27 protein-coding genes are annotated in these 25406 nt (G+C 60.5%); 23 read left to right on the forward strand and 4 right to left on the reverse strand.

Features of this window, described 5'->3' with window-relative positions; all coding sequences use genetic code 11:
* The first annotated feature begins 327 nt into the window (after positions 1-327).
* Entirely contained in the window at positions 328-1236 is a 909-nt protein-coding gene (locus tag AXG89_RS20730; RefSeq protein WP_062172210.1) for an HTH-type transcriptional regulator ArgP, read from the forward strand.
* Between the two features lie 191 nt (positions 1237-1427).
* On the opposite strand, the gene AXG89_RS20735 is transcribed toward AXG89_RS20730, so the two are convergent.
* Positions 1428-2684 carry a hypothetical protein gene (locus AXG89_RS20735; protein ID WP_062172212.1) on the reverse strand — a complete coding sequence of 419 codons (1257 nt, stop codon included), beginning with the start codon at positions 2682-2684 and terminating at the stop codon, positions 1428-1430.
* Positions 2681-3619 (reverse strand): fatty acid desaturase, encoded by a 939-nt coding sequence (locus tag AXG89_RS20740; RefSeq protein WP_062172214.1) that lies wholly within the window; start codon positions 3617-3619, stop codon positions 2681-2683. The genes AXG89_RS20735 and AXG89_RS20740 overlap by 4 nt, the downstream gene beginning before the upstream one ends.
* A 199-nt stretch (positions 3620-3818) precedes the next feature.
* Here AXG89_RS20740 and AXG89_RS43095 point away from each other — a divergent pair, with 199 nt between their 5' ends.
* From AXG89_RS43095 to AXG89_RS20850, 21 genes are all read left to right on the forward strand, one after another.
* Positions 3819-4100, forward strand: a complete 282-nt coding sequence (locus AXG89_RS43095) for an ACT domain-containing protein (protein WP_236873432.1) — start codon at positions 3819-3821, stop codon at positions 4098-4100.
* 371 nt (positions 4101-4471) lie between these two features.
* Complete coding sequence (locus AXG89_RS20750) at positions 4472-5008, forward strand: hypothetical protein (RefSeq protein ID WP_062172216.1); 537 nt, start codon at positions 4472-4474, stop codon at positions 5006-5008.
* 125 nt (positions 5009-5133) lie between these two features.
* Entirely contained in the window at positions 5134-5367 is a 234-nt protein-coding gene (locus AXG89_RS20755) for a helix-turn-helix transcriptional regulator (RefSeq protein WP_062172218.1), read from the forward strand.
* Positions 5360-5644, forward strand: coding sequence for a hypothetical protein (locus AXG89_RS20760; protein ID WP_062172220.1), 285 nt, complete (start codon positions 5360-5362; stop codon positions 5642-5644). Before AXG89_RS20755 ends, AXG89_RS20760 begins: the two co-directional genes overlap by 8 nt.
* A gap of 334 nt (positions 5645-5978) precedes the next feature.
* Positions 5979-6554, forward strand: coding sequence for a hypothetical protein (locus AXG89_RS20765; protein WP_062172222.1), 576 nt, complete (start codon positions 5979-5981; stop codon positions 6552-6554).
* Positions 6554-7207 (forward strand): lytic transglycosylase domain-containing protein, encoded by a 654-nt coding sequence (locus tag AXG89_RS20770; protein ID WP_062172224.1) that lies wholly within the window; start codon positions 6554-6556, stop codon positions 7205-7207. The genes AXG89_RS20765 and AXG89_RS20770 overlap by 1 nt, the downstream gene beginning before the upstream one ends.
* A 50-nt stretch (positions 7208-7257) precedes the next feature.
* Positions 7258-7599, forward strand: coding sequence for a TrbC/VirB2 family protein (locus AXG89_RS20775; RefSeq protein WP_062172226.1), 342 nt, complete (start codon positions 7258-7260; stop codon positions 7597-7599).
* Positions 7600-7651: 52 nt separating this feature from the next.
* Positions 7652-7972, forward strand: a complete 321-nt coding sequence (locus AXG89_RS20780; RefSeq protein WP_162916105.1) for a type IV secretion system protein VirB3 — start codon at positions 7652-7654, stop codon at positions 7970-7972.
* Position 7973: 1 nt separating this feature from the next.
* On the forward strand, positions 7974-10412 hold the full coding sequence (locus tag AXG89_RS20785; protein WP_062172228.1) for a VirB4 family type IV secretion/conjugal transfer ATPase: 2439 nt from the start codon (positions 7974-7976) through the stop codon (positions 10410-10412).
* Positions 10409-11569, forward strand: coding sequence for a type IV secretion system protein (locus tag AXG89_RS20790; protein ID WP_062172229.1), 1161 nt, complete (start codon positions 10409-10411; stop codon positions 11567-11569). The genes AXG89_RS20785 and AXG89_RS20790 overlap by 4 nt, the downstream gene beginning before the upstream one ends.
* Before the next feature lie 16 nt (positions 11570-11585).
* On the forward strand, positions 11586-12281 hold the full coding sequence (virB5, locus tag AXG89_RS20795; RefSeq protein WP_062172621.1) for a P-type DNA transfer protein VirB5: 696 nt from the start codon (positions 11586-11588) through the stop codon (positions 12279-12281).
* Between the two features lie 213 nt (positions 12282-12494).
* Positions 12495-13199 (forward strand): virB8 family protein, encoded by a 705-nt coding sequence (locus AXG89_RS20805; RefSeq protein ID WP_062172231.1) that lies wholly within the window; start codon positions 12495-12497, stop codon positions 13197-13199.
* The gene (gene virB9, locus AXG89_RS20810; RefSeq protein ID WP_062172232.1) at positions 13196-14026 is read left to right on the forward strand and encodes a P-type conjugative transfer protein VirB9; all 831 of its coding nucleotides are present in this window, start codon (positions 13196-13198) and stop codon (positions 14024-14026) included. Before AXG89_RS20805 ends, virB9 begins: the two co-directional genes overlap by 4 nt.
* Positions 14019-15284 (forward strand): type IV secretion system protein VirB10, encoded by a 1266-nt coding sequence (virB10, locus tag AXG89_RS20815; protein ID WP_062172622.1) that lies wholly within the window; start codon positions 14019-14021, stop codon positions 15282-15284. The genes virB9 and virB10 overlap by 8 nt, the downstream gene beginning before the upstream one ends.
* The gene (virB11, locus tag AXG89_RS20820) at positions 15281-16399 is read left to right on the forward strand and encodes a P-type DNA transfer ATPase VirB11 (RefSeq protein WP_062172233.1); all 1119 of its coding nucleotides are present in this window, start codon (positions 15281-15283) and stop codon (positions 16397-16399) included. The genes virB10 and virB11 overlap by 4 nt, the downstream gene beginning before the upstream one ends.
* Positions 16400-16406: 7 nt before the next feature.
* A complete protein-coding gene (locus tag AXG89_RS20825; protein ID WP_062172235.1) occupies positions 16407-16805 on the forward strand; it encodes a hypothetical protein in 399 nt (132 codons plus the stop codon).
* Positions 16802-18538, forward strand: a complete 1737-nt coding sequence (locus AXG89_RS20830) for a type IV secretory system conjugative DNA transfer family protein (protein WP_062172236.1) — start codon at positions 16802-16804, stop codon at positions 18536-18538. Before AXG89_RS20825 ends, AXG89_RS20830 begins: the two co-directional genes overlap by 4 nt.
* Complete coding sequence (locus tag AXG89_RS20835; protein WP_062172237.1) at positions 18535-20391, forward strand: PriCT-2 domain-containing protein; 1857 nt, start codon at positions 18535-18537, stop codon at positions 20389-20391. Before AXG89_RS20830 ends, AXG89_RS20835 begins: the two co-directional genes overlap by 4 nt.
* 74 nt (positions 20392-20465) lie before the next feature.
* Positions 20466-21965 (forward strand): LPD7 domain-containing protein, encoded by a 1500-nt coding sequence (locus AXG89_RS20840; RefSeq protein ID WP_335671963.1) that lies wholly within the window; start codon positions 20466-20468, stop codon positions 21963-21965.
* A 15-nt stretch (positions 21966-21980) separates the two neighbouring features.
* Positions 21981-22517: a plasmid stabilization protein gene (locus AXG89_RS20845; protein WP_069638403.1), complete on the forward strand. Its 537-nt coding sequence runs from the start codon at positions 21981-21983 to the stop codon at positions 22515-22517.
* 1 nt (position 22518) lies between these two features.
* Positions 22519-23535: a relaxase/mobilization nuclease domain-containing protein gene (locus tag AXG89_RS20850; RefSeq protein ID WP_062172242.1), complete on the forward strand. Its 1017-nt coding sequence runs from the start codon at positions 22519-22521 to the stop codon at positions 23533-23535.
* A 146-nt stretch (positions 23536-23681) separates the two neighbouring features.
* On the opposite strand, the gene AXG89_RS20855 is transcribed toward AXG89_RS20850, so the two are convergent.
* Together AXG89_RS20855 and AXG89_RS20860 are read right to left on the reverse strand one after the other, a co-directional pair.
* On the reverse strand, positions 23682-24110 hold the full coding sequence (locus AXG89_RS20855) for a hypothetical protein (protein WP_062172243.1): 429 nt from the start codon (positions 24108-24110) through the stop codon (positions 23682-23684).
* A gap of 203 nt (positions 24111-24313) precedes the next feature.
* Complete coding sequence (locus AXG89_RS20860; RefSeq protein ID WP_062172245.1) at positions 24314-24979, reverse strand: hypothetical protein; 666 nt, start codon at positions 24977-24979, stop codon at positions 24314-24316.
* A 38-nt stretch (positions 24980-25017) separates the two neighbouring features.
* Between AXG89_RS20860 and AXG89_RS20865 the strand changes: the two genes are divergently transcribed.
* A complete protein-coding gene (locus tag AXG89_RS20865) occupies positions 25018-25338 on the forward strand; it encodes a helix-turn-helix domain-containing protein (protein WP_062172246.1) in 321 nt (106 codons plus the stop codon).
* The last annotated feature ends 68 nt before the right edge of the window (positions 25339-25406 follow it).

The following is a 25406-nucleotide window of genomic DNA, read 5'->3' on the forward strand; positions in this document are numbered from 1 at the left end:
GTCATCTCTGATGAATGGCAGAGTCGCACTCAGTTCTGAGCGGTCTGCAATCCTCATCGGTCTACAGACAGATAGCCGGCGAAAGCATTCCGCTATGGATGGCTCTTCACAACCACCTGAAAAACAACGGAACATTTCTGGGGCACGGTGCGCTCCGCGCCATGCGGACTGCTCCTGTCCATATGTGCCGCAAAAGCAGGCCGCTAGCTCGTCGAAGCAATTGATACGCCTTAAGCACAAAGCGGACCTGTCGCCGGATGGTGGCGAATTTGACGATACATGGCGGATCATATGAGGCAGGCTATATCTTGAGCATGATTGAAGGCCATGATGTTTGATCGGCAGCAACTTGAAACATTTGCTGTGGTGGTGGAGTTGCATAATTTCGGCGCCGCCGCTAAAACGCTGAACGTGACTCGTGGGGCGGTGTCGCAACGGGTCATCGCACTGGAAGAAGCGTTGGGCACGCCCTTGTTGGTGCGTGATGGGAATGTACCGACACCTGCGGGCGAGGCACTTCTCCGGCACATCCAGGCACTCAAACTGATGGAGGCAGACACAATCGACAAGATCAAGCCGGGCACCAGCGGACGAACAAGGATCGCGATTGCGGTGAACGCAGATTCGCTGGCGACATGGTTTGAGCCTGTTGCCTGTGCGATCGCGAGGGATGATTGCTTGCTTGAGCTCATCGTGGACGATCAGGATTTCACGCTGCCGGTGCTGACACGGGGCGAGGCGATTGGTTGTGTGTCCACGGCAAGCAGGGCGCCGACCGGATTTGTGGCAGATGCCGTCGGCGCGATGAAGTACGAGTGTGTTTCCACGCCGTCATTCAGTAGCGCGTATTTTTCGCAAGGGCTCAATCTGCACGATATCTTGGCTGCACCGGCCGTGCTGTTCAATCGCAAGGACGGTATACATGCAGGCTTCATCGAGCGCCTGCTTGGCTTTCCCATAACCGGTTATGCCGCTCATTATTTCCCGTCGCCGGTGGCACTGCTTACGGCAGTACGTGCAGGAGTAGGATACGGCCTTGTGCCGTCGTTGCAAGTTCAACCGCTTCTTGATTCTGGCGAACTGATTGCGCTTGCGCCAAATGATAGCGTGTTCGTCAGTCTATATTGGCATCACTGGGAGAAGGCGCCGGCAAACGCACAAGCTATCAGCGAGCTAGTAATACGTCATGCACGTGAGGTTTTGACTCAGCAATCGTCCGTCTTACTCGACGACTAGTGCCGACGTGCGATGCGGTCGGTCCGAGGAGTTTGACCTCCGCCGCAAGACATATCATCACGAAGAAATCTTGAAGGACAGCGGCATGGAGTTTCCATACCGCCCGCGTTTTTGACCGCGTTGCACGACGTCCTTCATTGACCGCTAAAGTTCATTCAGGGGAGGGTCTCGGCTCAAAGAGGTCCGGGTGGCTATTTTGACTTACTTGCGGCAAGCGAAGTCCACATCTGGGGCGCTAACATCACGAGGAGCGAGAGTGGAGGCGACACAAGCAGCGGAGTCGCTTCAGGCATCGCCACAAATCCCGTCCAGCGGATCAAGTAGCAAGTCACTGCGATACCGCATCCCGCGGCGATCGAAGCGTTTGCCGCCTTGTCTGACACGCGTACGCGCAGTAGCCCGAGTCCCAGCAGCGGACCGACGGCGGCGAGGTAGACCATATTGAGGTCGACCATCATATCGACAAGGCTTTGACCACGTAGGGAGATAACGGAGGCAAGCAAGATCGGCAGGTTGCGCGACCACAACGGTCTTGAGATAAGAGGTGGACCAAGTGTGGCAGTAGCGTCAGCAATTGCCCGCAAAATTGAACTGCCTGAGCCTAGGGCCGTGGTGAGCAGGATAATGATGACGAGGTCTCGGGTCGCCCTCATTGAGAAAAACGAAAAGCTATGCATGAGAACGATCGGAACGGTTTGCACGGGGTCGGCTACCACTTCTAGATGCCAGGCCGGGGCCGCTGCGATTACGGCCAAGGCCGGAAGAAACCCGATTGTGAATACGACTAGTGCCGCAAGCAAGGCGCCAGTGCGAGCCGTAGTTGGCGTGCGGGCGGTAATCAAAAATTGCTGGTAGTCGGTACCACATATAACCATCGCAATGACAGATGCCCCGATGTATCCGCTATGAGCAGGAGGAAGAAGCAGAAGAGCATCGACGAATCGAACGGGGGCATGTAACCAGGTAGCAAGCCCGCCCGTCTCGATCAGCGCGTGAACGAGTAAAACATTGCACGCGAATATACAAAGTGAAAATCCAACGGAGAGCCATGAAAGTCGCATAAGGGACAGGCCGACTAGAAGCAGATCGGTCAGCAGGATTGCGGAAGTTGGGGGCATGGCCGCCAGGGAAAGTAGCGATGATGCTCCGCGGATTTGCGCAGCGAGCACTCCGGTCATCCAGACGAGCGATAAAAGCGCTACGTGGCTGCTGACTGAGGGACCATAGAGCTGAGCAAACCAATTCCAGATGGATCGTCCGGCCGCCCAAAGCAAAGGCGCGCAAAATGCGAGCACCGTCAGACCTAATGCGGTTGCTATCGCATACAGGCAACTCGCCATACCTTTATGCACGGCTAATTCGCCGGTACCCAAAAGAAAACCGATGCCGCAACTGGTCGAGATTAGCAGGCTAGCAACCTGCGCGGCGTTCAAGGTGCGTTCAGTCATGATGCCCTCCAGCCGTTCACGCTAGATCGAGATCCCTTTAGGTATGCTTCGCAGACAATGGATCTCTCGTTGAAAAACGAGACCTGGTGGAGGTGAGCATGCGCACGAGGCAAATCGTAGTAGGGGATTCGCGGAAACAGATGGTGCGTAAGGTGATAGCCGTTGTGATGCGGATGGATCAGGACCGAAAGGAGACCAAGAGATGGAGTCTCACGCGTATGTCGAAAAATACCCCCTGACTCCAACGCGTAGTGGTCGATCATCTCCCGAAAAATCGTGATGGCATGAAAAACACTGGCTTTCGCAGCTATCCATAATGCGAGGAACAAAATCGCGAAGTGCATGCCGACAAACATGTCGAGCACGGCTTCGTACGCAACCCACCATAAAGTGATGGCGAGCCATTGCGCGAGTGAGAGTCGCTTGTCGACAAGGTGTCCGAGTAGCGACGCGGTCAAATTGGCAGGATCGCAGAGCACGCGAGCATATGTACTGAACCAGTGCTGTTGCTCATATTTGGCGCGGGGCAGATAGTCAGGATCGCGAATCGGATCGCCGAGCCACGCATGGTGCCGCGCATGCTGGAGACGATAGAGCGTAAAGTCGCTGAAGAGCGCGGGAGCAAGTAGAATGCGGCCTATCCTGTCATTGACTTTGCGTCGGGCGCTCAGGTTTTGATGGCTGGCCTCGTGCAACAAATTGCCTAACGCACGTTGCCTGTTGCCGATCGCGAAGAGCGCAAGTACGGTCATGCACGCGCCGACCTGGTACGTGGCCCATGTAGCAAAAATTATGATTGTCCAATCGAAGAAGATGTCGGCTAGCGCTCGCAAAACGCTAGGAGGACTGATCTGCCAACTGGTGTCGGTCAACGCAACAGCGGCACGCACGGCGGACTGGTCCGCGATAACGGATGAAGATGCACGAAAACTCATGGTAGGTCCTCTCAATTGACAGAGTTCCCCCATGGCTTAACGCCCGAATTTGTAGTGCCAACGATTCGATAATAGGGTTCCGCTTGCGGTAGAGAGGGGTGGGTTAGTATTTAAAGACAGTGTGTAAATTTTCTAAACGAAGCAGGGTGAGAGTCACTCCGACCGCACGGTCGTCAGTGCGTTTGTAAAGGGGAATTCGTTGAGCGAAAGAGATCTTGTGAAGCTGTGCGCAAGCCTGAATCCCGCCACGGCGCAACCGGCCTACGTCTACTGTTCATTCATTGACTTCAGTTTGCCCGCTGGGCTGGTGCCTTTCTGCACCGTTCGAGAGGAGGAAGGCCTGACTGCAGTTGTAGCGCGCTCAGATGCAGAGCGCTTGCGCTTGCCGCATACCTTCGAGTCGCGTTTAATTACGTTGTCGGTCCATTCAAGTCTTGAAGCAGTTGGGTTTATCGCGGTGATCAGTCGCACGCTTGCTTAGGCCGGTATCTCCTGCAATGCGATTGCAGGCTATTACCACGATCACATTTTCGTCCCCGTCGACAAAGCCGAAGAAGCGATGAGCCTTCTGAATGAGATTGCAGCGGGATCGAGGTTGTTGCCCTCAACTTCGGGATGGCAACAGGCGCCTTAGCATTGGATGCGGTTATTTTTTCTGTACTTCGGTCAATCTTTGTCGCACTTACATAATCAATCTTGCCTCAGTGTCGTGCATCTAATAGATTAGAAGAATGCAATCAAGGCGGGGCGGTTCTCGAAGAGGAAGCTATTCGCGCTTTCCGGTAGAGCCGCGCCGTGATCTGTGTCCGTATCGCTGTTGAACGGTCACGCAGAACTGAAGAGCAGGGAATTATGTGCGAATCGACTAACAACAATCAGGACCGGGCATTTCACGAGACTGATGCGCGGCACGAGCTTGAAAACTCGCGGCGGCGAACTGAAGAATCAAAAGCGTTAATCGCCCGGCTGACGACCCGTCTTAGAGCGCGTGATCGACGTATCCAATTGCTGGAACTCGCGATTGCCAGAACGGCAGTCATGCATCATGTGTGGGCGTCACACCTTGAACGCAAGCTCGAGCGGTCGCCTGTGGCGGACACCAGCGATTCGGCCGAAAGGCCGGTCGTCGGCCCCGCGCCCGAAAGCGGTGTGATCGTCCATCTTCCCCACTTGACGCGGACCCTCGAGGCGCTTGTGGACGTGATGCGGGAGCATTGGTCGGAGTGGGATCCCGAGCGGCCACCGAAATCGTCCACCGTCGCCCGTGCGATCGACCAGAGGCTAGGCTTGAAGGGGCAGGCTAATGGCGAAGCGTCGCGCAGCGCCCAGACCTTTGCCGCCGCCCTGAGGCCGGATTCGGTCAACGAAACGGACGGCCGCCATCGCTGAACGCGTGCTGAACTCGGTTCCCGACGGGACATTCCGACGACATGACGGAATTGTCCGTCAGTGCCTCCTGCTGATTGAATAGGACCTGTGCAGCAACTTATTCAAGCGCAGTGGCGGAGGTGGGAATGAAAGTTCAATTGCGAGGGACTGGCGCAATATTGCGACGCGGCCAGGTCGAACAGGAAGTCGGCCTGAAGCGCTCGACCATCTACCAGCGGATGCAGGAAGGAACGTTCCCGCGTCCGATCCGGCTTGGGGAGAGGGCAGTTGGCTGGCGGGCATCGGATATCGAGCGATTTCTCGAAGACCCCGCTGGTTATCGCGTTCCCTATCTGGAAGACGAGGCGCGCGATGCCTGAGCAGCGCGCGTGGCCTTCGCTCGACGCCCGACTGGATAACTGGGCCAATGCGAATCGCGGTTCCTACGATGCGGTTGATGCAGCTTGCATCGAGCGGGCGTGGCAAAGACTTGCCACACGCCAACGGGATCTGCTGCGTATGGTGTATCTGTGGCGTGCCGGTCGTGAAGTGATCTGCCGCAGGCTCAAGATCCCAAGGCACCCGTGGTGTCGATACGAGTTGGAACTGACATCGGCCAAGCAGGCGCTAGCGAGTACGCTGGCGAGGATATCGTGAAGTAGCACGGCCTGTTACTTCGCTGGAAAAAACGGAAGCAGATGTCCCACGCAAGTCGCTCGCGTGTCGACAGTATCGCTCCGCTCGTAACCTGACAATCTGTTCCGGTCAACGTGCCAATCTACGATTGGCACAACCGAGTACGCGTAAGCGGCCCCGACGTAAAAACGGATGCGTGTATAGAGGATGTATCACGACCGGAACCTGCATTCGCGGGCTTCCTGTTTTCTCCCGACTGATCCCCCTTGAGCCCGCGGTTAGCCTCCCGGCGCCGCGGGTTCCTTTTTCTCGCTTCCGTTTGCACACGTCGGTGCTGCATGGATGGAAGCCGATCATGAAACAGTTCAAGTTGGCAGTGGCGGTGTGGCGGGTGCAAATGGTGAGCGGCGTCCTGCGCCGGTGGTCGCTTGCCTTGGCGTTGATCGGCGGCACGTCGATTCTGGCACCGGGCCTGGCCCATGCCGACGACTGGGGATGCCAGGTGCTCCTCTGCCTGTCCAATCCCGGTGGCCCCGAACAATACAGTGCGTGTGTGCCACCAATAGAGAAGCTCTGGCGCGCGTTGCGCCATGGTGACCCCTTTCCGACCTGTGATTTTGGTGTCGGTGGCTCGCATGGGACGTCAGCGACCGACACCTTCGCGAGCGGCGGTTACTGCCGGGAGGATTTCCTGTATTGGGGCGGTCCCGAGCAAAGCGAACTGCTGTGCCGTGCTACCGGGGCGATCAATGTCGATATCAACGATCAACTCTACACGCGCGTCTGGTGGGATGTTAGCGGACAGGACCGCACGATCACCGAGTTCTACGGAGGGGGCTGCACCCAGGTGCCGTATGACCCGTCGCAGTCCGCCGCGCTGTTTCTGAGGCAGACCGAACAGCAAAACAACTTCGGCGGTGGAGGCCCGTGATGCTCCCGTTCGACTTCATCACGCTCGCGCAGCAGTGCGCACCCCAAGTTTCACTGGTCACGATGGCGGCTATCGTCCGCACCGAGTCTGGCTTTAACCCGTATGCGATTGGCGTCGTGCGCGGCCGCTTGGTGCGTCAGCCGGCGAGCTTGGCCGAGGCGGTAGCTACGACGCATGCACTCGCTGCCGGTGGCTGGAACTTCAGCGTAGGACTCGCGCAGATCAACCGTGCGAACTGGGCTCGATATGGATTGAGCGAGCAAAGCGCCTTTGACCCATGCCGCAACCTGGCCGCGGGCGCCGCGATCCTGCAGGGCTGTTTCGAACGGGCGCGGCGTGCGCGAACCGATACGCCGAGTGACTCGCAGTCGGTCCTCTTCGCGAGCTTGTCCTGCTATGCCAGTGGAAATTTCTCCACGGGCTATCGCACCGGTTACGTGCAGAGCGTGGTCGATAGCGCAGGAACGGTGGCGCGATCATCGACGGCTGTCGTCGTGCCGCCCATTACCCCAATTCCCGTTGTCCCAGTCGACTCCGGAATGTCTACCCGGCCGCTGAGATCTCAACCGGACAGACATCCGGTGTCGGAACCATCGGAAATCGTACCCAGTAGACCCGACGGTGATTCAACCCGTAGTGCCGTGGTGTTCTAGCCCGGCCCCCCAACGCTAGCAGCGTCATCTCAAACGGATAGGAGTTCATCATGAAATTAGTATTACTTATTAGCAGTTGGGGTAATTCGTCTTCCGAAAAAACGGTTCGTGGCAGCAACCGTGCGATACGACGCACCGTTGCCACGTGCGCGGCACTGCTGGTGGCTTCTCCTGCCTGGGCACAACTGTCCCAAGTTAACACGCTCCTGAGCACGATCCAGACAACCCTGCTTGGCGTGGGTGGCGTGATCTGCTCGATCTCGATCATTTGGGCGGGCTTCCGGATGATGTTCCAGCATGCCCGCTTCGGCGACATCGCGAACGTGTTTATCGGTGGTGTCTTCGTTGGTTGCGCGACGGTGATCGCCGGCATGTTGATTCCGACGACCTGATCCGAGGCAACGAATCATAAATCCACTCATGAACCCGCTTATGAACTCATCTATAAATTCACTTAGGGATCCCGTCTTCAAGGGATGTACCCGACCCGCGATGCTCTGGGGCGTACCGCTCGTACCACTCCTCATAGTTAGCGGTGGCATGCTGATCCCAGCCATCTGGGCGCTGCTCGGGAGTCCGCCGCTAGGCGTCGGGATGCTGTTCCTGATGATTCCGGTGTTCGTTGCAATGCGCGTCATCACGCGCCGCGACGACCAGCGCCTCGCGCAATACGCACTGCGCCTGCGTTTGGTCGTCCGTCAGGGCAATCGTCGCTTCTGGGGCAGCCACGCCTATCTGCCTGTCCGGCTCAAGAGGAGGGCGTGACATGCCGGCCAACCTGAAATACGGCCGCGTTGCGAACCGGGAGGTTGCGCTCGCCGACACCATCCCATACTCGACTCATGTCACGGACCGCATTATCAAGACGCGCGAAGGCGATTACCTGCTGATATGGAAACTGGCGGGCATCGCGTTCGAAGCCGCTGATCCGGCTGACATCCTTGTGCGTCACGACGGGTTCAATCAACTGGTGCGGGCTCTGCCTGGCGGGCACGTGGCACTCTGGTCGCATCGTTTGCGCCGACGTGTCTCTGACCACTTCGCCACACCTTACGGGAATCGCTTCTGCCAGGAGCTCGCCACACGCTATTACGCGAGCTTCGCCGGATACCGGATGATGGCCAACGAGCTTTATCTGACCCTCGTCTACCGGCCTCACCGCACAAAAGTCGGGCGTGTCTTCAGCCGCGCCGCGCGCCGTACGCGCGAGGACATCCGGCGCGACCAGCAGGAAGCGCTCAAGCTCATGGACGAACTCGCCGCTCAGGTCGAGTCAAGCTTGAAACCCTACGATCCCGTGGCGCTCGGGGTCTATCGCAAGTCGAGCCCGAACACGAAGCGGTCCCGTCGGTTCTCGTCGGCGCTGGAACTGCTCGGCTACCTCGTCAATGGCGTCTGGGAGCCGGAATCTGTTCCCGCTGGTCCTATCCGCGAAGCGTTGCCGACTTCACGCCTCTTTGTTGGCGTTGAAAAAGTCGAGATCCGCATGCCGGCCGCAACGCGGCACGCTGCGCTGCTCGACCTGAAGGATTATCCCGAGGAAACCGAGCCCGGTATGCTTAACGGTCTGCTGTACGGCGACTTCGAATATATCGAAACGCAGAGCTTCACCATTCTCGACAAGCCCAGTGCGAAGGAAGCGCTTGAGCGGCAGCGCAACCAGCTTATCGCTGGAGAGGATATGGCCATCTCCCAGGTCGAGGCGATGGATCAGGCGCTAAACGATCTGATCAACGGCGATTTCGTGCTGGGCGAATATCACTATTCGCTCGCCGTGCTAGCCGATACGCCTGAGGACGTATCGAAGCATGTCGCAAAGGCCCGCACGCAGCTGGCTGATGCGGGCTTTCAGACGGCACTGATCGACCTCGTGGCCGACGCCGCGTGGTTCGCGCAGTTACCGGGCAACTGGCGCTACCGGCCACGGGAGGCCAAGCTCACGTCCCGCAATTTCTGCGGCCTGTCCAGCCTCCACAACTTCGCGACGGGTAAGCGCGACGGCAATCCATGGGGCGAGGCGATCACGATCGTCAAGACGCCGAGCGGCCAGCCGTTGTATCTGAACTTTCACGTGACGCCGGAGAAGCAGGATTCGGCCGACGAGAAAGCACTCGCCAACACACAGATCATCGGCCAAGCCGGTGCTGGCAAGACGGTGCTTGAGCTGTTCCTGCTCGCCATGGCGATGAAGTTTGGTTTGACCGCCGTGCTGTATGACAAGGATCGTGGTACCGAGATCGCCATCCGGGCGATGGGCGGCATCTATACGGTATTTCGCCGTGGCGAGCCGACCGGACTGAATCCGTTCCAACTGATGCCCGACGCATCGGTGCTCGACTTCTGGGAGCGGCTCGTACGTAAGCTCGTCGATACGGGCGCGCCACTGTCCGCGAGAGACGAGCTCGATATCTCACGCGCAGTGCGGCAAGTCGCCCGTATGGACAAGTCGTTGCGACGGCTCTCGATGGTCCGGCAACTGCTGCCGAATGTGGGGGAGAACAGCCTGCACGCGCGGCTCGCTAAATGGTGCGTGGGCGGACGGCTTGGCTGGCTGCTCGACAATCCAGCCGATTGCGTAGATCTCACGCGCGCGAGTCTCTTCGGTTTTGACGATACCGAACTGCTCGACGATGCAGAAGTGTCGACGCCCGTCACGATGTACCTGCTGCATCTGACGGAAAGCCTGATCGACGGTCGACGTTTCATCTATGTGATGACGGAGTTTTGGAAGCGGCTGGGTGACCCCGTCTTCACGGATTTCGCGAAAAATAAGCAAAAGACGATCCGCAAGCAAAACGGGCTGGGGATTTTCGACACGCAGTCGCCAGCCGACGTGCTGCGCAGCGATATCGCGCGCGCACTGATCGAGCAGAGCGCGACGTTCTTCTTTTTGCCGAACCCGCGGGCAGACTTCGACGATTACGTGCACGGCTTCAAGCTTACCGAGGCCGAGTTCAACATCGTCCGGCACCTTGGCGAGAACAGCCGTATGTTTCTGGTCAAGCAGGGCCATCGCTCGGCCATCGGCCGGCTCGATCTCGGAGGGCTGGGCGATGTGCTCGACGTGTTGTCCGGCACGACCGATAACGTGGAGCTGCTCGATACGATCCGCGCGCAGGTCGGGGGCAATCCTGACGTCTGGTTGCCAGTCTTCCACGCCCAACTTGCGAAACGTCGCGCGGCGCAGAAGGGAGGTGCGCGATGAGCGGCCTCTTTAGCGCGATCGGCGGCACGCTCGAGAACGGCATGTCGACTTACGTCACGACCGTGTCGTCGGCGCTCTCCAGCGCACTCGTTCCCGTTGTGACCACGGCCGTCTCGATCTGGGTCATTGCCTATGGACTGGCCATCGTGCGGGGCGAGGCGCACGAGGCGGTACCCGCTTTTGCATGGCGTGGGCTCAAGGTCGCTTCCATTCTCGCGTTTGCACTCGGAAGCGGCGTCTACCAGCAGCAACTGGTGGAGGCGGTGAGCGGCGCCACGTCGGGCCTCGCCCAGACGATTCAGAACGCGGCCAACACGACGGGTGGTGGCAATCCCGGATGCGGATCGGTTAGCGGCAGCAGTGTGACGGCGGCGAGCGCCACCAGTATTTACCAGACGCTCGACTGCTATGACCAGCAGATTGATCTTGTGCTGGACGCCTACTCGGAAAAGGCCACGCACGAGGGCTTAAGCCCCAGCGGGATTGCCGCCGCCATTGGCGACATCGTGTGCGGGTTCGTGGCGGCGATTGGCGGATCGATTTTCTTGATCGTGCTCGCACTCGAAGTCGTGATGGGCCGCATGCTGCTCGATCTGGTGCTCGGGATCGGACCGCTCTTCATTGCCTGCGCCGCGTTCGCGCCGACTGCGCGCTTCTTTGAGGCCTGGACCGCTAAGGTCGCGAACTACGCCCTGCTGCAGGTGCTGGTGGCGGCCTTTCTGGGTATGGCCCTGACCGCCTTTTCAACCGAGCTTGCCCCGTTCCAGGTGACGACGTCAGCACCCGGTGCAAATGCATCCTCACTCGTTGCGGCGGGTCAGGCAGCACTGGAAGCGTCGGCAGCGTGGGGCGCGGCACTCGGCATGTTTGCGACCGCGATTTTCCTGGCAATGGTCGGCTGGCAATTGCCGTCGGTTGCGTCAGGGCTATCGGGCGGAGCCACCGTATCCGGATTCGGCGCGTTCGTGGCGGGCGTCGCATCGCGCCGCATTGCGACCGCGATTGGACAGGCGCTGACCCGAGGCGGAAGTGGTCCGCGCTCCGGCGGCAAGATTCGCGGCCAAAGCGGTCCGGGGGGCGGTGGAACAACTTCGGGGAATGGCGCGTTACCCGCATACCAGCGGGTCGCGCGCGCCAATCTGGGACAAAGCAGATGAGTGTGAGGTGACGATCATGACAGGACGATTCAAGGTAGCCAGTGCGGCAGTCGTGTGGGCAACGCTTTCCTCCGTTGGTTACGCCCAGGGCATTCCAGTATTCGACGCACAGAACGTGATCCAGGCGATCGCGACGGTGGCGCAGCTCGAGCAGCAGGTTCAGCAGGAGATCCGGATCTACCAGTCCACGGTCGGCACGCGCGGTTTCGGCGCGCTCCTGACCAATCCGGTGGTCGCGAACTCGCTGCCATCGAACTGGCAGAGCGTCTATACGGCGGTCCAGAAAGGAGGTTACGCCGGGCTCACGGGCAGCGCCCAGGCGCTACGTTCGGCGAGCGAGATCTACAATTGCGCGGACCAAGCCGGCATCGACCAGCAGGTGTGCCAGCGGGCACTGAACAAGCCATTCCAGGACAAGGCGTTCGGCATGCAGGCGTATCAGACCGAGTTGCAGGAGCTGAACCAGATCCAGAGCCTGATGCAGCAGATCGACGTCACCGAGGATCCGAAAGGCGTGGCAGAACTGCAGGCGCGCATCCAGAGCGAAAACACGGCGGTCGGTAACGAGATGACGAAGCTGCAGCTTTTCCGGATGCTGGCCGAGACAGAAGACAGGCTCGTCGCCGAGCAGCAAAGCGAACTGGTGCTGAGCCGAGCGGGGAACACCACCCGGTTGCAGGATCAGATGGTACCGGCATCGTTCGGAAACTGAGGACACGATCATGCGCAAATTTCCCGTTATATATCTTGCTTTGAATTTCGTTGTCCTTACGAGTGGTTGCTCTTCGGGACCACCGAAGCCCGTCCTGCCGGACGGATTGCACCGCGTGCCCGTCAACAGCACGCCCGTCAACCGCGAGCCGCCGGTTCCGGCGGCCTCCGTTTCGCCAGCATTGCCTGACGCGCCGGCCGAAGGAGGTGGACGATGAGCCCGCCCGACGACTATGAACACGTCCTCGACATCGAGGCGTCGCTCACGCACCTGCAGGAGATGTCCGAGCGCCGAGCCTGGCATGTCGCTTACGGCGCGGCCGGCGTGGCGGTATTGAGTGTCATGGCGCTGGCCGTCATGGTGCCGTTCTATCGGGTTGTGCCTTTACCTATCGAGGTTGATCGGCTGACGGGCGAATCCCAAGTCATCGATGTGCTCGACGCGCGTCACATCCATACGAAGGAGATCCAAGATAAGCACTGGGTCGAGGCGTATGTGCGTGCCCGTGAGCGCTACGACTGGGGCTTGCTGCAAATGGATTACGACAGCGTGCTAGCCATGAGCGATGACGTGGTGGCGCGCGACTACCGTGGCGTGTATAGCGGCCCGGACGCGCTGGACCGGGAGATCGGGCCTAACACTGAGTGGCGCGTGCGGATTATCTCAACCACGCTGCCGCCCGACGAACCGGGTCGTGCAGTCGTGCACATCGAGCGCACGACGTTCAAGAACGGCCTCGCGAATACGGAGCCCCCGCAGCGCTTCGTGATCACGCTCGCATACACCTACCGGCCGCCAGTCTTTACTCGCGAAAGCGTTGCTGTTGCGAACCCGTTCGGCTTCAAGGTAACGGCCTATAGCCGCGATTCCGAATACACGCCGCCGGCCTCGTCCACGGCTGTGGGAGGTACACCATGAAATCGCTTTCTCTGATGGTGCTCTGGCTCGTCGGGCTAATGATGGTGAGCCCCGTTGTTTGCGCCTATGACCTGCCTGGCTGGTCCGATGATTCGCGGGTCCGACAGATCGTGTATGCGCCCGATGCTGTCGTGCGTATCCAGGCTCAGCGTGGCTTTGCCACACATATTGCGCTCGATCCGCATGAGCAGATCCAGGTCGTGGCGCCCGGCGACCGCGACGGCTGGCAAGTGGTAGCGAACAGGGGTGATCACGACGTGTACCTGAAGCCGCAGCTTGCCGCGCATGACTCGAACCTTGAGATTCGTACCAACAAACGCAGCTACAGCTTCGATCTGATGGTACTTCCTGTGAAAGCAAAGTTTGGCAACCGCGACGAGATGTATCGCATCACGTTCGTGTACCCGGACGAGGTGAAAGCACAGGCGCACGCCGAAACGGATGCGGAAATTGTTGCCAAGCGCCTGGGCCGATCGCCCGTGGTGCGTAACACCGAGTATTCGATGCAGGTCATGTCGCACTCGGACGATATCGCGCCGACGGCGGCGTGGGATGACGGCCGGTTCACGTATATCCGCATTCCGAACAACCGGCGCATTCCCGCGATCTTCCGGGTGGCCGAAGACGGCACCGAAAGCGTGGTCGACAGGCACATGGAGGACGACACGATCGTGGTCCACGAGGTGGCGAAGCGCTTCGTGCTGCGTCTTGGCAACGAGGTCGTCGGTATCTGGAACGACGCGTATGACATGGACGGCGTGCCGCCCCATGACGGTACGACGGTCATGGGTGTGAAGCGTGTCCTGCGGAGCCATGGCGATGAATGACGATACCCGCAACACAATCGAGCCGGATGATTCCGGCGACCGTACCCAGGCAGGGCACGACCGCAATTCCGCTGGCACGTCCGATGTGTTCACAGATCGTGGCATGCCGGCTCTCGGACAGTACCGGAGGGCGCGCCCGCGGGCCTGGTGGCTGACACCCCTGATCGTCATCCTTGTGGCCGGCGGCGGTGCGGTCTGGACAATCCATGCATTCCTTGCTCGTCACGATGCGGAAAACAAAGCCCGTCGGGATGCGATGGCGCAGACGCCGACACAGGGCCGGGTGTTCAGGGATGGTCCGGTCGCAGCGAGTGCGGCATCCGCATCGCCCGCGGCGAGTGCGCCTGTCCCGACGTCAGAACTGGGGCAGGTGCCGGCCGTGGTCCGATCGCCTGCAGCGGTTGCGCATCCAATATCTGCACGCAGCTACTACGATGCGCCGCTGCTTGCGACGGGTAGCAGGCCCGAAGTGGGCGGCCAAGCGGGGAGCGTGCCGAATGAACCCGGCGCGCTGGCGGCGGAAGGTGTTTCGGATGGTGTCACGGGAGGTGCCTCGTCGGTACCGGCAATCGTCTCGGGGCGCCCGATCAGCACAGCCGGACAGGGTGGACCGGGAACACTCTCCCAGGCGCTGACGCCAACTGCCACACCGCGAGTCCGGGCGGGCACGCTCGGCAACCGCAGCTTGGTCCTTGCGCAGGGGGCCAAGATTGATTGCGCAGGCGACACCGCTTTCGATTCAACCGAAGCGGGACTGTCTACCTGCACCGTGACCAAGAATGTCTACTCCGACGACGGTCGCGTGGTGCTGATCGAACGGGGCTCGCAGATCAACAGCCAGTATCGGTCGAACCTCTCGCCGGGGCAGAAACGGACCTTCATTCTGGCGGCACGTATCGAGACGCCGCATGGCGTGACCGTCGAGATCGATTCGCCTGCAGCCGACGCGCTCGGTCGCATGGGGATCGACGGCTATGTGGACAACCACTGGGGCGCGCGTTTCGGGGCGGCAATGCTGCTCGGAGTGACCCAGGACGCCATCGGCTATCTGGCGACGCGCGGTGGCAACAGCAACGGTTCCGTCGTCTACGAGAACACGCAGCAGCAGGGCAACGACATGGCCACACGGGTGCTCGACAGCACGATCAACATCCCGCCGACGTTGACAAAAAATCAGGGCGCCGAATTCACGATCGTAGTGGCGCGGGATCTCGATTTCGGATCGGTCTATGCGCTGCAGCCGGAGGGTGCGCGATGATCAGCCGTACTGACATGCAGGATCAGTCGAGAGACGCGGTGCTGGCTCGGCTTCCCGACGATGCATCCGTGCGGGAGCTGATGCGCCCGTTTGCGCGATTGCTGGAAGACGCCGACGTTACCGAACTGGTCATCAACCGACCACAGCGCGTGCTGACCGAATCGCATCGCGGCTGGCATGGCTACGACTACGCCGATCTCGATTACGAGCGCCTGATGTCGTTTGCGGTGGCCGTCGCGACGCTCACGAACCAGGAAGTCTCGGCACAGCATCCCGTCCTCTCCGCATTGCTGCCGGGTGATGCCCGTATCCAGATCGTTGTGCCGCCGGTCGTGCCGCCGCGCACAGTCTCGATCACGATCCGCCGCCCGTCCGCACGCGAGAAAACGCTCGACGCGTACCGCGACGAGGGGCTCTTCGACGATACGGTCTGGCATCGCCCGGATGGGCTCGACGCGGCATTGCCCATGCTGCGCCCTGCAGATCGCAAGCTGGTTCAGAGTCTGGAAGCGCGGGACTGGAGCGCGTTCTTTGAGCTTGCTGTAAAAGGGCAGCTCAACATCGCGATCGTCGGCAATACGGGGTCGGGCAAGACCAGTTTCATGAAGACCCTGTGCCGGTCGATCCCGGCGACCGAGCGAATCGTGACGATCGAGGATGTGCGCGAGCTTTTCATCCGGCACATCGAGAACTGCGTCCACCTGCTGTACAGCAAGGGCGGTCACGGTCAGGCGCGCGTGACACCGGCCGACCTTATCGCGAGCACGATGCGTATGCGCCCCGACCGGGTGCTGCTCGCGGAACTGCGTGGGGCTGAAGCCTACGACTTCCTGAAACTCCTGACAACGGGACACTCGGGTTCGATCACGAGCTATCACGCATCGAGTGCCACAGTTGCGATCGAACGCTTTGCGTTGATGGCGAAAGAGCACTCCGAAGCTGCAGCTTACGACGATGCGGCGTTGAAGCGCCTGCTCTTTCTGACCATTGATGTGGTGGCGCACATGGAGGCGCATGCCCTCTACAACGAAGCGGGTGAGCAGACGGCCAAGCGCTGGAGCGTGACGGAAGTCTGGTTCGATCCGGTGGGCAAGGCCCGCACGACATTCGCGTGAGGGCCGTATGAGCACAAACCGACTCTCCCTGACTTACCCCGACACTGCCAACGCCGCAGCGCATCACGCGCGAACGGCCGCAATCACAGTTGCTGCGCTGGCGCTTCTCGCCGGAGCCCTGCTGGCGTCGCTGTGGCTCGCGTCCTTCTTCCTGTATGCCAGCCTACGGGTGAATCCACTTCACGCAGGACTGTGGGGCTGGCCCGATGCGTTGCTTGCCTGGCATGACGGTCAGTGGAACGGTGGCCGGCGTCTGGCAGGTGCGGCGCTGTTGGGAACACTCGTCGCGGTGGGTGGCCCTGCGATGGGGCTGTATTCGCTGGTGACGAGTACCGGGCGGCGGCGCCTCTACGGCAGTGCCCGGTTTGCCAGCGAAGCTGAAATCCGCGCGGTGGGGTTGCTATGAACGCGCAGATGAACATAGACACCCCAGCCATCGTCGTAGGCGTGTGGCGAGGTCGTTATCTGCGCTTCGCCGGGCAGCAGTTCGTGCTGCTCGCCGCGCCCGCGCGCTCGGGTAAGGGAGTCGGTATCGTGATTCCGAACCTCTTGAGTTATCCCGATTCTGTCGTGGCGCTCGACATCAAGCGCGAAAACTATGCGCTGACCGCAGGATTCAGACGTGCACACGGGCAGGAGGTGTATCTGTTCGATCCGTTCGCGGAAGACGGTCGCACGCATCGGTACAACCCGCTGTCGGCGATCTCGGATGGACTCTTCCGTGTGGGCGACATCCTCGCGATCGGCTATGCCCTGTATCCGCCGGGTGGCCATGATGACTTCTGGAAGGACCAGGCGCGCAACCTGTTTCTCGGCATCGTATTGCTGTTGTGCGAATGGAAAGATGCGAGACGGACAGGCAAAGGGGCATCCATCCCTGACTATCCCGTCACGATGGGCGAGGTGCTACGGCAGTCGTCCGGCAACGGCGTGCCGGTCAAGACGTATCTGCAGCGTGCGCTCGTCCAGCATCGGGATTTGCTGACCGGGCCGTGCGTCGACGCCCTGAACCGCTTCCTGTCGAATGACGACAAGGTGCTCGCGAGCATTCTCGCGACCTTCCACGCGCCGCTCACGATATGGGCGAACCCGATCGTCGATGCTGCGACGAGCGCCAACGACTTCGACCTGCGCGACGTGCGTCGCCGCCGCATGACGGTCTATATCGGGATCACACCGGACCACCTTTCCGAGGCAGCGCTGCTCGTGAACCTGGTGTTCTCGCAGCTCGTCAATCTCAATACGAAACAGTTGCCCGAGGCAGACCCCACGCTCCGGTTCCAGTGCCTGCTGCTACTCGACGAGATGACAGCGATCGGCAAGATCCACATCATCGCGCGCTCGGTCGCCTACATGGCGGGCTATAACCTGCGCCTGCTCTCCGTCGTGCAATCGGTGGCGCAACTCGAATCCGTCTACGGCCGGGCCGATGCGCGCACGTTCCTGACGAACCACGCGATGCAGATTCTCTTTGCGCCGCGCGAGCAGAAGGACGCGAACGACTATTCGGAGATGCTCGGTACCTTCACCGATCAGTCACGTAGCGTCAGCCGGTCGAGCGGGATCTTCGGCGGACGAGGCGGATCAAGCGAGAGCGTGTCCGAGCAGCGCCGACCTTTGCTGTTGCCGCAGGAGTTGAAGGAGCTCGGTCGCGACAAGGAAATCATCGTGCTGGAGAACACCAAGCCGATACTCGCCAACCGGATTTGCTACTGGCGCGATCCCGTGTTTGCCTCCCGCGTATCGGCCGCGCCGTCGGTGCCTGCGATGAATCTCGCTCGTTTCAGCGCTCAGGCAGAGCGGCGGTTGCGCGAGGTGCAGCCCGATGAGATCGATCCGGATGGTACTGGCTTCATCCATTTGCCGACTGAGTATTTGGAAGTGCTGCAGGCCTGGGATCAGCGCGACCTGCCACAAAGGCTTTCCGACCTGAGCGAGGACGAGGCCGTAGCTTACGTCGAGCGGCATTTCATGTTGTTGGGCGTTCCGCCCAACCGAGTGGCGCGCGCGACGCGTCGGCTGTCCGTGGCGGACCTTGATGTGGCGGAACTGGTGCCAGCCAAATCCGCGCGTGCGAAGCCTAGACCTGTGTCAGTCGCCGAATCGAATGTCGTACCCATCCAGGGAGCGCGGCCATGAGCGCGGTCAATGTGGATGAAACCGCGCGCGTGCGAGCTGCATTGTCTGTCATTCCCGCGCACGACTACGGCACGTGGGTCGACATGGCGTTCGCGCTCAAGCATGGATTCGGCGATGCCGGCTTCGAGATCTGGGACGAGTGGAGCCGCACGGCCGGCAATTACACCGAACGCTCGGCGCGCACCACCTGGCGGTCGGCAAAGGAGTCCGGCGGCAAGACGCTCGCAACGCTCTTCTGGCTCGCGCGGCAGCACGGTTTCGACCTGAAGTGCATGCACTATCCCGACCGGATGACGGCATCGCTGGCGCCGAACCCTGACGTCCTCGAACGCAGGGCGCGCGACGAAGCCCGGCAGCACGCCCGGCACGCAGCGGTGGCACGGGAGGCACAGGAAATCTGGCAGTGGGCACGACCGGTAGGTCCGGAACACCCGTATCTCGTTTGCAAGCATCTCGAGCCGACGCGGTCACTGCGCGAGTTGGAGGCGCTCGAACTGCATGTATTGCTGGGTTACGTTCCGGCGAGTGAAGAGCAGCCGCTCATGGGACGCGTGCTGCTGGTGCCGTGCTGGATCGGCGAAGCGATCTCGACGCTTGAGCTGATCGATGAACACGGCCGTAAATCATCGCTGACAGGTGGTGTGAAGAGAGGTGGGTACTGGATCGCAGGTCCTACGCCGGCTGATGGCGAACTCAACTCACCGATTCTGATCGGCGAAGGCATGGCGACCGTGCTGTCTGCGCATCGGGCGACGGGCTGGGTGGCGCTCGCCGCCCTGTCGAGTGGAACCTTGCCTCAAGTCGCTGGAATTGTGCGTAATCGATATCCCGATGCTGATCTGGTGGTCCTTGGGGATCTTGGGCCGGGTGAAGCCAAGGCCCGACAGGCGGCACAAGAGTCGCTCGCGCGTCTGGCGCTGCCGGCATTCGCTGGGGGCGCACGGATCGGCGACAAACCCCCGACGGATTTCAACGACATGGCGGTGCTGTCGGGCTTGGGGCATGTCGCCGATCGGCTGCGGGAAATCGCATTCAGCAACGCCGAGTCGGCGGTCGAGGGGCTGGAGTCGACTGCGTTTATGGCAGCCGACGGAATACTGGACGAACCGAAGGAGGAAATGATGAGCCGTGTGAAAGAAACCCTTGTGAACGACACAGAGAGCGGATCGCGCCGCCCATCATCGAAGCGTGGTTCCCCGAAGCAGGCCGATCCGCCAGACTCGCGCGCGCCGACGAGCACGTCAGCTGGAGCCGAGCATGCAGTGACCGAGCCTTCCGCATTGCCCCCGGCGACCAATGCACCTGCAACTGGAGCAACGCGGCCATTGGCGACGCGTCCGTCCATTGGCGAGCCATTGTTCGCTTTGGCAGATGTGCCCAACGAAGTCAGGGCGCTGGCCGAGCACCGCTTTGGCACACCGTTGCGCATGGGAACACCGCGCGAGAACGGCGGCCCATATAAAGGCGAGGTGTTCAACACCGAGCACTACCTGATTCAAGAAGTCGCAACGCGCAGCGTCGTTTTCCATCCGAAGGAGCAGATGGAATTCGTGTCGGATCGGCTTAGGTGGATGGATGAGAACGCGCGCCTGAATGGATCGGAACTGCAAATCGGATACGAAGGAGACAGGCCGAAAGTCTATCCATGGGATCGCGCGCGTGACCTGCTTGAGCGCACAGTCGGCTCGCTCAAGAAGTCTGCACGTGAACTGAACTTCAGTCCGAACCTTGAGGGGATGCTGGATCAGTTGCAGGCGCGGTCATGGGCACGCGTGCGCGAGGCTCGCGCAGCGGCGGTGGAGCAGTCAAAAGAGCGGGCGGCATCGCAAGACCCTCCCGGGCCGGACCGCTGAGCTGTCTCAGTGTATCGCTGGCTATGACGAATCGTATTTGATCTGAAAGAGGTCACATCATGACTGAAACATCCTTGTCTTCCGACCCGGTGGTCAACGTGATCGAGCAGGATATACACGGCTTATCCGGCGCCATGGAACAATCCGGCGATGCAAGTCGTACGCGGCAATTGAACGCAGCCGCCATGGATGCCGTGTCAGCCCGGCGCCGACATGAGTTCGACACGGCTCGTGCGCGCTTACGGGATCAGGCAGTGCGCGACGACGCCAAAATGGCTCCGCAGGCTGATGAGCGCCCCGCCGCTGATGTGCCGCCCGGCGATAAGGTCACGGCGCGCGCACCGCTCGAACAGCCACCGGAACGTGTGCGCAAGCGCTACCTGCGTGCGGGCAGTCAGTATTTCCTCAAGGATGCGCCGTATCAGCTCGCGTTTGAGGATCTGGGACCGTACCTTGTCACCGAGCACAACCGACCGGACGTGGTGGAATCGATGGTCGACATGGTGGCGGCCAAATCGTGGCAGCGCATTCGCGTATCCGGGCATGAGGCATTTCGCAGCGAAGTTTGGCTGCGGGGCACACAGCTTGGCATCGAGGTGAGTGGCTATGAGCCGAAGGCGGCCGATCTCGCGCGTCTTGCGGATGCCCGGCAGGCACAGCCGAAAAACCGGATCGAGGCTGACGCGTCGACGCCAGCGGCCGGAACGCAATCGCCCGCGGGCGATAACGGTACACCGGCGAAGGCTTCCGACTTCCGGGCGCAAACAGCCGACACCGTTGGTGGCGCTGCTCGCTCGGCATCTCCGCGCTCAGAAGACCGGGCACGATCCTACCGGGCCGAACCTCAGGTGGTCAGTGACGAGCCCGAGACCCCGCGGCAGTATGCCGGCGAACTTCGCGAGCATGGTCGTGCGCCGTATTTGCATAACCCCGCACGAAGCGACTCGTACTACGTGGTGTTCCGCGACACGAGGGGTGCCGAGCGCGTCGTCTGGGGCGTGGATCTCGAACGCGCCGTGCTTGCGTCGCGCGCCGAACCTGGGCAGCACGTCACGCTGGAAAATCTGGGTCGGCGGCTCGTCATGGTCAAGGTGCCGATTTCTGATGACCACGGCACGGTAGTAGGGGAGAAAGAGAAGGACGTTTACCGGAACACCTGGCAGGTCGATGTGGTGCAGCGTGAACGATCGACTGTCGAATCTGACGGGCGCCCCGAACGCACATCCGGTACAGCGACGGCTCCTGCCAACGCGCCAGCGCGCGAGGACCGTCAGGAGCGTCGACGTTCGACAGTATCCGATGAGGACAAGGTTTTAAACCTGGCTGTATTGGTCGGGGCCATGCGAGAGCAGGGGTTCAGCGCGCGTTCGATTGCGCGCGTGCAGCAGCGCGCGGAAGAAATGCTGGATGCGTTTGGCCGGGAGGGTATTCCGGTGCCGCGACCAAGAGTTTTCGATCCGAAAGCACCGTCTGAACGCGATCGCCGGGCACGTCCGGCCGCCGGGCGTGCCCCTATGCGCGAGATCGAGCGGGAGATGGTGCGCACGCCGGCCGATCCCTCGCCTGCACGCTAAGGGGGAGCCATGCCTATGCATACTCGTATGCGTGAGCGCCTGTGTGTCGAACTCGGAGGGATGCGGCCGGACTGGAATCGCTGGTGTATGAGCCGCGGCCTGACGCCTGGCGAGGGCGTGCGGCAACTGATTGCGGCGGCGCTGGATGTTGACGCTGACGACCTGCAGGCCGAATCAGAAGTTGATTGGATCGCGATCAACGAGCCTCGCATACGAATCGAGATCAGGGTAACGCATGCAGAGCGGAAAGTAGTGGAGCAACGCGCGCAGGCGTCGGGCCTGACCAGTAACCGCTGGATTGTCGCGTTGATCCGAGCGCAGCTGATGCGGGAACCTCAGCTTGGCGTGCACGAGATGCGGCTGCTGTCGGACTCGAACCAGCAGCTTGCCGTGATCGGCCGGTGGCTGGGACACCTCGTGCGCGAAGGGAACGCGGTACGCATGGTCGCGAATGGGGGCGGCGATCTTAGAGCACTCCGGGACCAGATCGACGTGCACCTGCGAGCCGTGGCGGCCGTGATTCGGACGAACCTTGATCGATGGAGCCGGTGACATGGCTTACCCGAAGGTCTACATCGATGCGATGCTCCTGAACTGGGGCGACCGCCTGTTTCAGGAGTCGTTCCAGCATGCTCGTGCGCAGCGGCTTTCACGCGCCGGCATGCCTGGTGAAGCTAAGCGCATGCGCGATCTGTTGACCCGGACGCTCAGGCGAACACCGGAGGTGATGGTCAAGATCACCAATAAGGCGTCGAGCGCCCAGGGTATGGGTGCGGTGCGCCGGCATCTGCGTTATATCTCGCGCAATGGACAGGTCGAACTGGAAGACCAGAACGGGAACCCGATTGCCGGTGCCGAGGCTGTCCGCGATCTTGCGCGAACCTGGCAACTCGGCGGGTGGGGAATACCGGAGACGAGTCATCGTCGTGAGGTATTCAATGTCCTGCTTTCGATGCCGCCAGGCACGGACCGGCAGGCCGTGCGCGATGCTGCGCGCGATTTCGCGGCACTCGAGTTCGGTGATGGTCGCGCGTATGTGTTTGCCGCACATGACGACGAGGCCCATCCCCATGTCCACCTCAGCGTGCAGGTGCGGGGCCCAGATGGTCGACGGCTCAATCCGCGCAAGCAAGATCTGCTGCGCTGGCGTGAGCGATTCGCTGAGCAGCTCCGCTCGCATGGCGTCGAGGCGAATGCGACACCCCGGAGAACGCGCGGTGTCACGCAGCGTTACCCGAAACAGGGCGTCGCGCATATGCTAGCTCGAGGCGAAGTGCCGATGTATTGGCAGGCTGTCGCAAATGCGGAGCAGCGACAGGCACGATGGCAGTCTCATGATGGCGTATTCGCCGCGTGGCGGGAAATAGCACAGGCGATGGCGGCGTCCCCTGCGAGACTCGATCGTGAGATGGCAGTCGGCATTGCCGACTTCGTGCAAGCCATGCCGGTGCGACGGGATGCGCCAACGGTCATCAATCGTCCACAGCAAAAAGAGCCTCCGCGACCGGAGCGCATGCCGCCAGAGCGTGACAATCGGCCGGACGACCCCGGTCCGGATTTCGATCGCTGACGCGGGGACGACGTTGGCCGTGCTTATCGTGTTGCGCACTAACGGCAAGCTGCGTCATTGCCGACAATGACCGGGGGCAGATTCCTGTGCCGGTGATCGGGCGTAAGACGTGACGACCGATGCTCGATGTCTTCATGTTCAGGTGGCTATGGATCGACAATCCACGCGGGCGCGCCCTTGTATGTCGCAAAGAGCAGGAAGAGCATGGCTATCAAAAGAAGCGGAATACCGTAGAGCGCCACCGGGAAAAACAACACGAGCTGAAGAGATGCGCCGCTGACGCCGTGCATTAGATCGGTATCCCGGACATTCTCGTATATGAGCCACGCAGCAACGGCAATGCCCATCGCCATGAGGATAAATCCACCGGATGATGGTGCGTGGCGCAATGGGGCGGTTGCCCAGAAATAGTATCCCCACCAAAGGAAGTTGATAGCGATCCCCGCTAGCCAGAACCCGCGGATGGTGAAGAAGCTGTAGCCGAACCGCTGCCGACAATGGTGGCTGAATAGTCGGATTCCCAAGGCGAATCCAAATAGGATACCTAAGCTGATAGCGAGGTTTAGGATGCTCATGCTACATTCTCCTGCGATGCGAAATACACCGTGTCGAAGGCGGATCTGCAGGCAAAACACAACCCGCTATCCTCTTTCCAAATATAGTCGGTCGTCTGGCGATTGCAACGAGTCCCTGTCTAAGGGGGCGAGGACGGAACCGTTGGATGCAGACCCGGCACATCCTAATGTCAGTCAGCGCATATTCAACGTAGGGCCAATGCTCACCAGGACCGCAATTGCTGTTCGATGAGCGCGACGTCGATGCACAGCGCCCCGATGCTCAGCAGTTTTACCGTGTCCCGCTGCAGAACCCGTTCGTATAGGTTCAGCAAGAGCGGGTTCCATTCGCTGCGGCGTTGAGCCGAGTCAGATACCGCGCTGAAGCCTGCATACAATGAGTTTTCGTCGGAACCTGTTGCAGGCAAGATAGGAATGTCCATCCGCGCGAGGATGTTGTCCTGCCCGAGGAGAAATGCTGGGTGGTCCTCCCGAACCAGAAACAGCAGGGTAGCAATCAGATTTACATCTTCATCTAAGTTTCCGTTGTCGGCATGGCGTGCTTGCGCGGCTGCCAGACTGTACGCCGTCACCATGTCACGACTACGCCGATATAGCCACCGCTCTGCCTGTTCGATTTGTTCGTTGAGCGTGAGCAGCTGGTCATACTCCTGTTTGCTCAGATTGGCCCAGCGACCGGATCGTGAAAATTCGTCCAACATTGTCTCCGTCCTGTACTCGTTGGTTGCTGCGAGATGAAACAACAAAACGCTGAATTTGCTGCTTTGCTTGTGAAAAAGGTCGATGTCCACCGACTGCGGGTTTTGAAACCAGCCGCCTTGCCTCTTTGATGCTACGAAAATCGTAGTATCTAGCGCGACGTTTTGCAACGATATTCGTAGCTTCGTTTGTAACGAGCTATTATTGAATGTCTGCGGCGCATTCGTCCGTCTTTGGAGCGCGATTGAAAGAGGCTCGTCTTGAGGCCGGGCTGTCGCAGAAACAGCTTGGCATTGAGGCGGGCCTGGACGCTTTTGTGGCCAGCACTCGCATAAACCGATACGAACTCGGTATCCATAAGGCGGACTACGCATTTGCCAATCGTCTTGCAGCCGTGCTCAGGGTACCGGTGGCATTTTTCTATGCAGATGACGCCGAACTGGCTCGTCTGATCCTCCTATTTGGTCGATTGCCGAAGAGAAGGCAAGGCGATCTGCTGTCGCATGCCGAGACCTTGGCTGCTGGGTGAGTACCCGCATGCCTGTGCCAACGGTCCGCTCACACACGACCCCCGACACTTGTTTAGTCTCGCCTATC

The sequence above is a fragment of the Burkholderia sp. PAMC 26561 genome (genome assembly GCF_001557535.2).
In the GTDB taxonomy this organism is placed as follows: domain Bacteria; phylum Pseudomonadota; class Gammaproteobacteria; order Burkholderiales; family Burkholderiaceae; genus Caballeronia.

What these genes read in the sequence shown, in the direction of transcription:
- AXG89_RS20730 (WP_062172210.1), top strand. Translation starts at nt 328, where the DNA reads ATGATGTTTGATCGGCAGCAACTTGAAACATTTGCTGTGGTGGTGGAG.
- AXG89_RS20735 (WP_062172212.1), bottom strand. Translation starts at nt 2,684, where the DNA reads ATGACTGAACGCACCTTGAACGCCGCGCAGGTTGCTAGCCTGCTAATC.
- AXG89_RS20740 (WP_062172214.1), bottom strand. Translation starts at nt 3,619, where the DNA reads ATGAGTTTTCGTGCATCTTCATCCGTTATCGCGGACCAGTCCGCCGTG.
- AXG89_RS20750 (WP_062172216.1), top strand. Translation starts at nt 4,472, where the DNA reads ATGTGCGAATCGACTAACAACAATCAGGACCGGGCATTTCACGAGACT.
- AXG89_RS20755 (WP_062172218.1), top strand. Translation starts at nt 5,134, where the DNA reads ATGAAAGTTCAATTGCGAGGGACTGGCGCAATATTGCGACGCGGCCAG.
- AXG89_RS20760 (WP_062172220.1), top strand. Translation starts at nt 5,360, where the DNA reads ATGCCTGAGCAGCGCGCGTGGCCTTCGCTCGACGCCCGACTGGATAAC.
- AXG89_RS20765 (WP_062172222.1), top strand. Translation starts at nt 5,979, where the DNA reads ATGAAACAGTTCAAGTTGGCAGTGGCGGTGTGGCGGGTGCAAATGGTG.
- AXG89_RS20770 (WP_062172224.1), top strand. Translation starts at nt 6,554, where the DNA reads ATGCTCCCGTTCGACTTCATCACGCTCGCGCAGCAGTGCGCACCCCAA.
- AXG89_RS20775 (WP_062172226.1), top strand. Translation starts at nt 7,258, where the DNA reads ATGAAATTAGTATTACTTATTAGCAGTTGGGGTAATTCGTCTTCCGAA.
- AXG89_RS20785 (WP_062172228.1), top strand. Translation starts at nt 7,974, where the DNA reads ATGCCGGCCAACCTGAAATACGGCCGCGTTGCGAACCGGGAGGTTGCG.
- AXG89_RS20790 (WP_062172229.1), top strand. Translation starts at nt 10,409, where the DNA reads ATGAGCGGCCTCTTTAGCGCGATCGGCGGCACGCTCGAGAACGGCATG.
- virB5 (WP_062172621.1), top strand. Translation starts at nt 11,586, where the DNA reads ATGACAGGACGATTCAAGGTAGCCAGTGCGGCAGTCGTGTGGGCAACG.
- AXG89_RS20805 (WP_062172231.1), top strand. Translation starts at nt 12,495, where the DNA reads ATGAGCCCGCCCGACGACTATGAACACGTCCTCGACATCGAGGCGTCG.
- virB9 (WP_062172232.1), top strand. Translation starts at nt 13,196, where the DNA reads ATGAAATCGCTTTCTCTGATGGTGCTCTGGCTCGTCGGGCTAATGATG.
- virB10 (WP_062172622.1), top strand. Translation starts at nt 14,019, where the DNA reads ATGAATGACGATACCCGCAACACAATCGAGCCGGATGATTCCGGCGAC.
- virB11 (WP_062172233.1), top strand. Translation starts at nt 15,281, where the DNA reads ATGATCAGCCGTACTGACATGCAGGATCAGTCGAGAGACGCGGTGCTG.
- AXG89_RS20825 (WP_062172235.1), top strand. Translation starts at nt 16,407, where the DNA reads ATGAGCACAAACCGACTCTCCCTGACTTACCCCGACACTGCCAACGCC.
- AXG89_RS20830 (WP_062172236.1), top strand. Translation starts at nt 16,802, where the DNA reads ATGAACGCGCAGATGAACATAGACACCCCAGCCATCGTCGTAGGCGTG.
- AXG89_RS20835 (WP_062172237.1), top strand. Translation starts at nt 18,535, where the DNA reads ATGAGCGCGGTCAATGTGGATGAAACCGCGCGCGTGCGAGCTGCATTG.
- AXG89_RS20845 (WP_069638403.1), top strand. Translation starts at nt 21,981, where the DNA reads ATGCATACTCGTATGCGTGAGCGCCTGTGTGTCGAACTCGGAGGGATG.
- AXG89_RS20850 (WP_062172242.1), top strand. Translation starts at nt 22,519, where the DNA reads ATGGCTTACCCGAAGGTCTACATCGATGCGATGCTCCTGAACTGGGGC.
- AXG89_RS20855 (WP_062172243.1), bottom strand. Translation starts at nt 24,110, where the DNA reads ATGAGCATCCTAAACCTCGCTATCAGCTTAGGTATCCTATTTGGATTC.
- AXG89_RS20865 (WP_062172246.1), top strand. Translation starts at nt 25,018, where the DNA reads ATGTCTGCGGCGCATTCGTCCGTCTTTGGAGCGCGATTGAAAGAGGCT.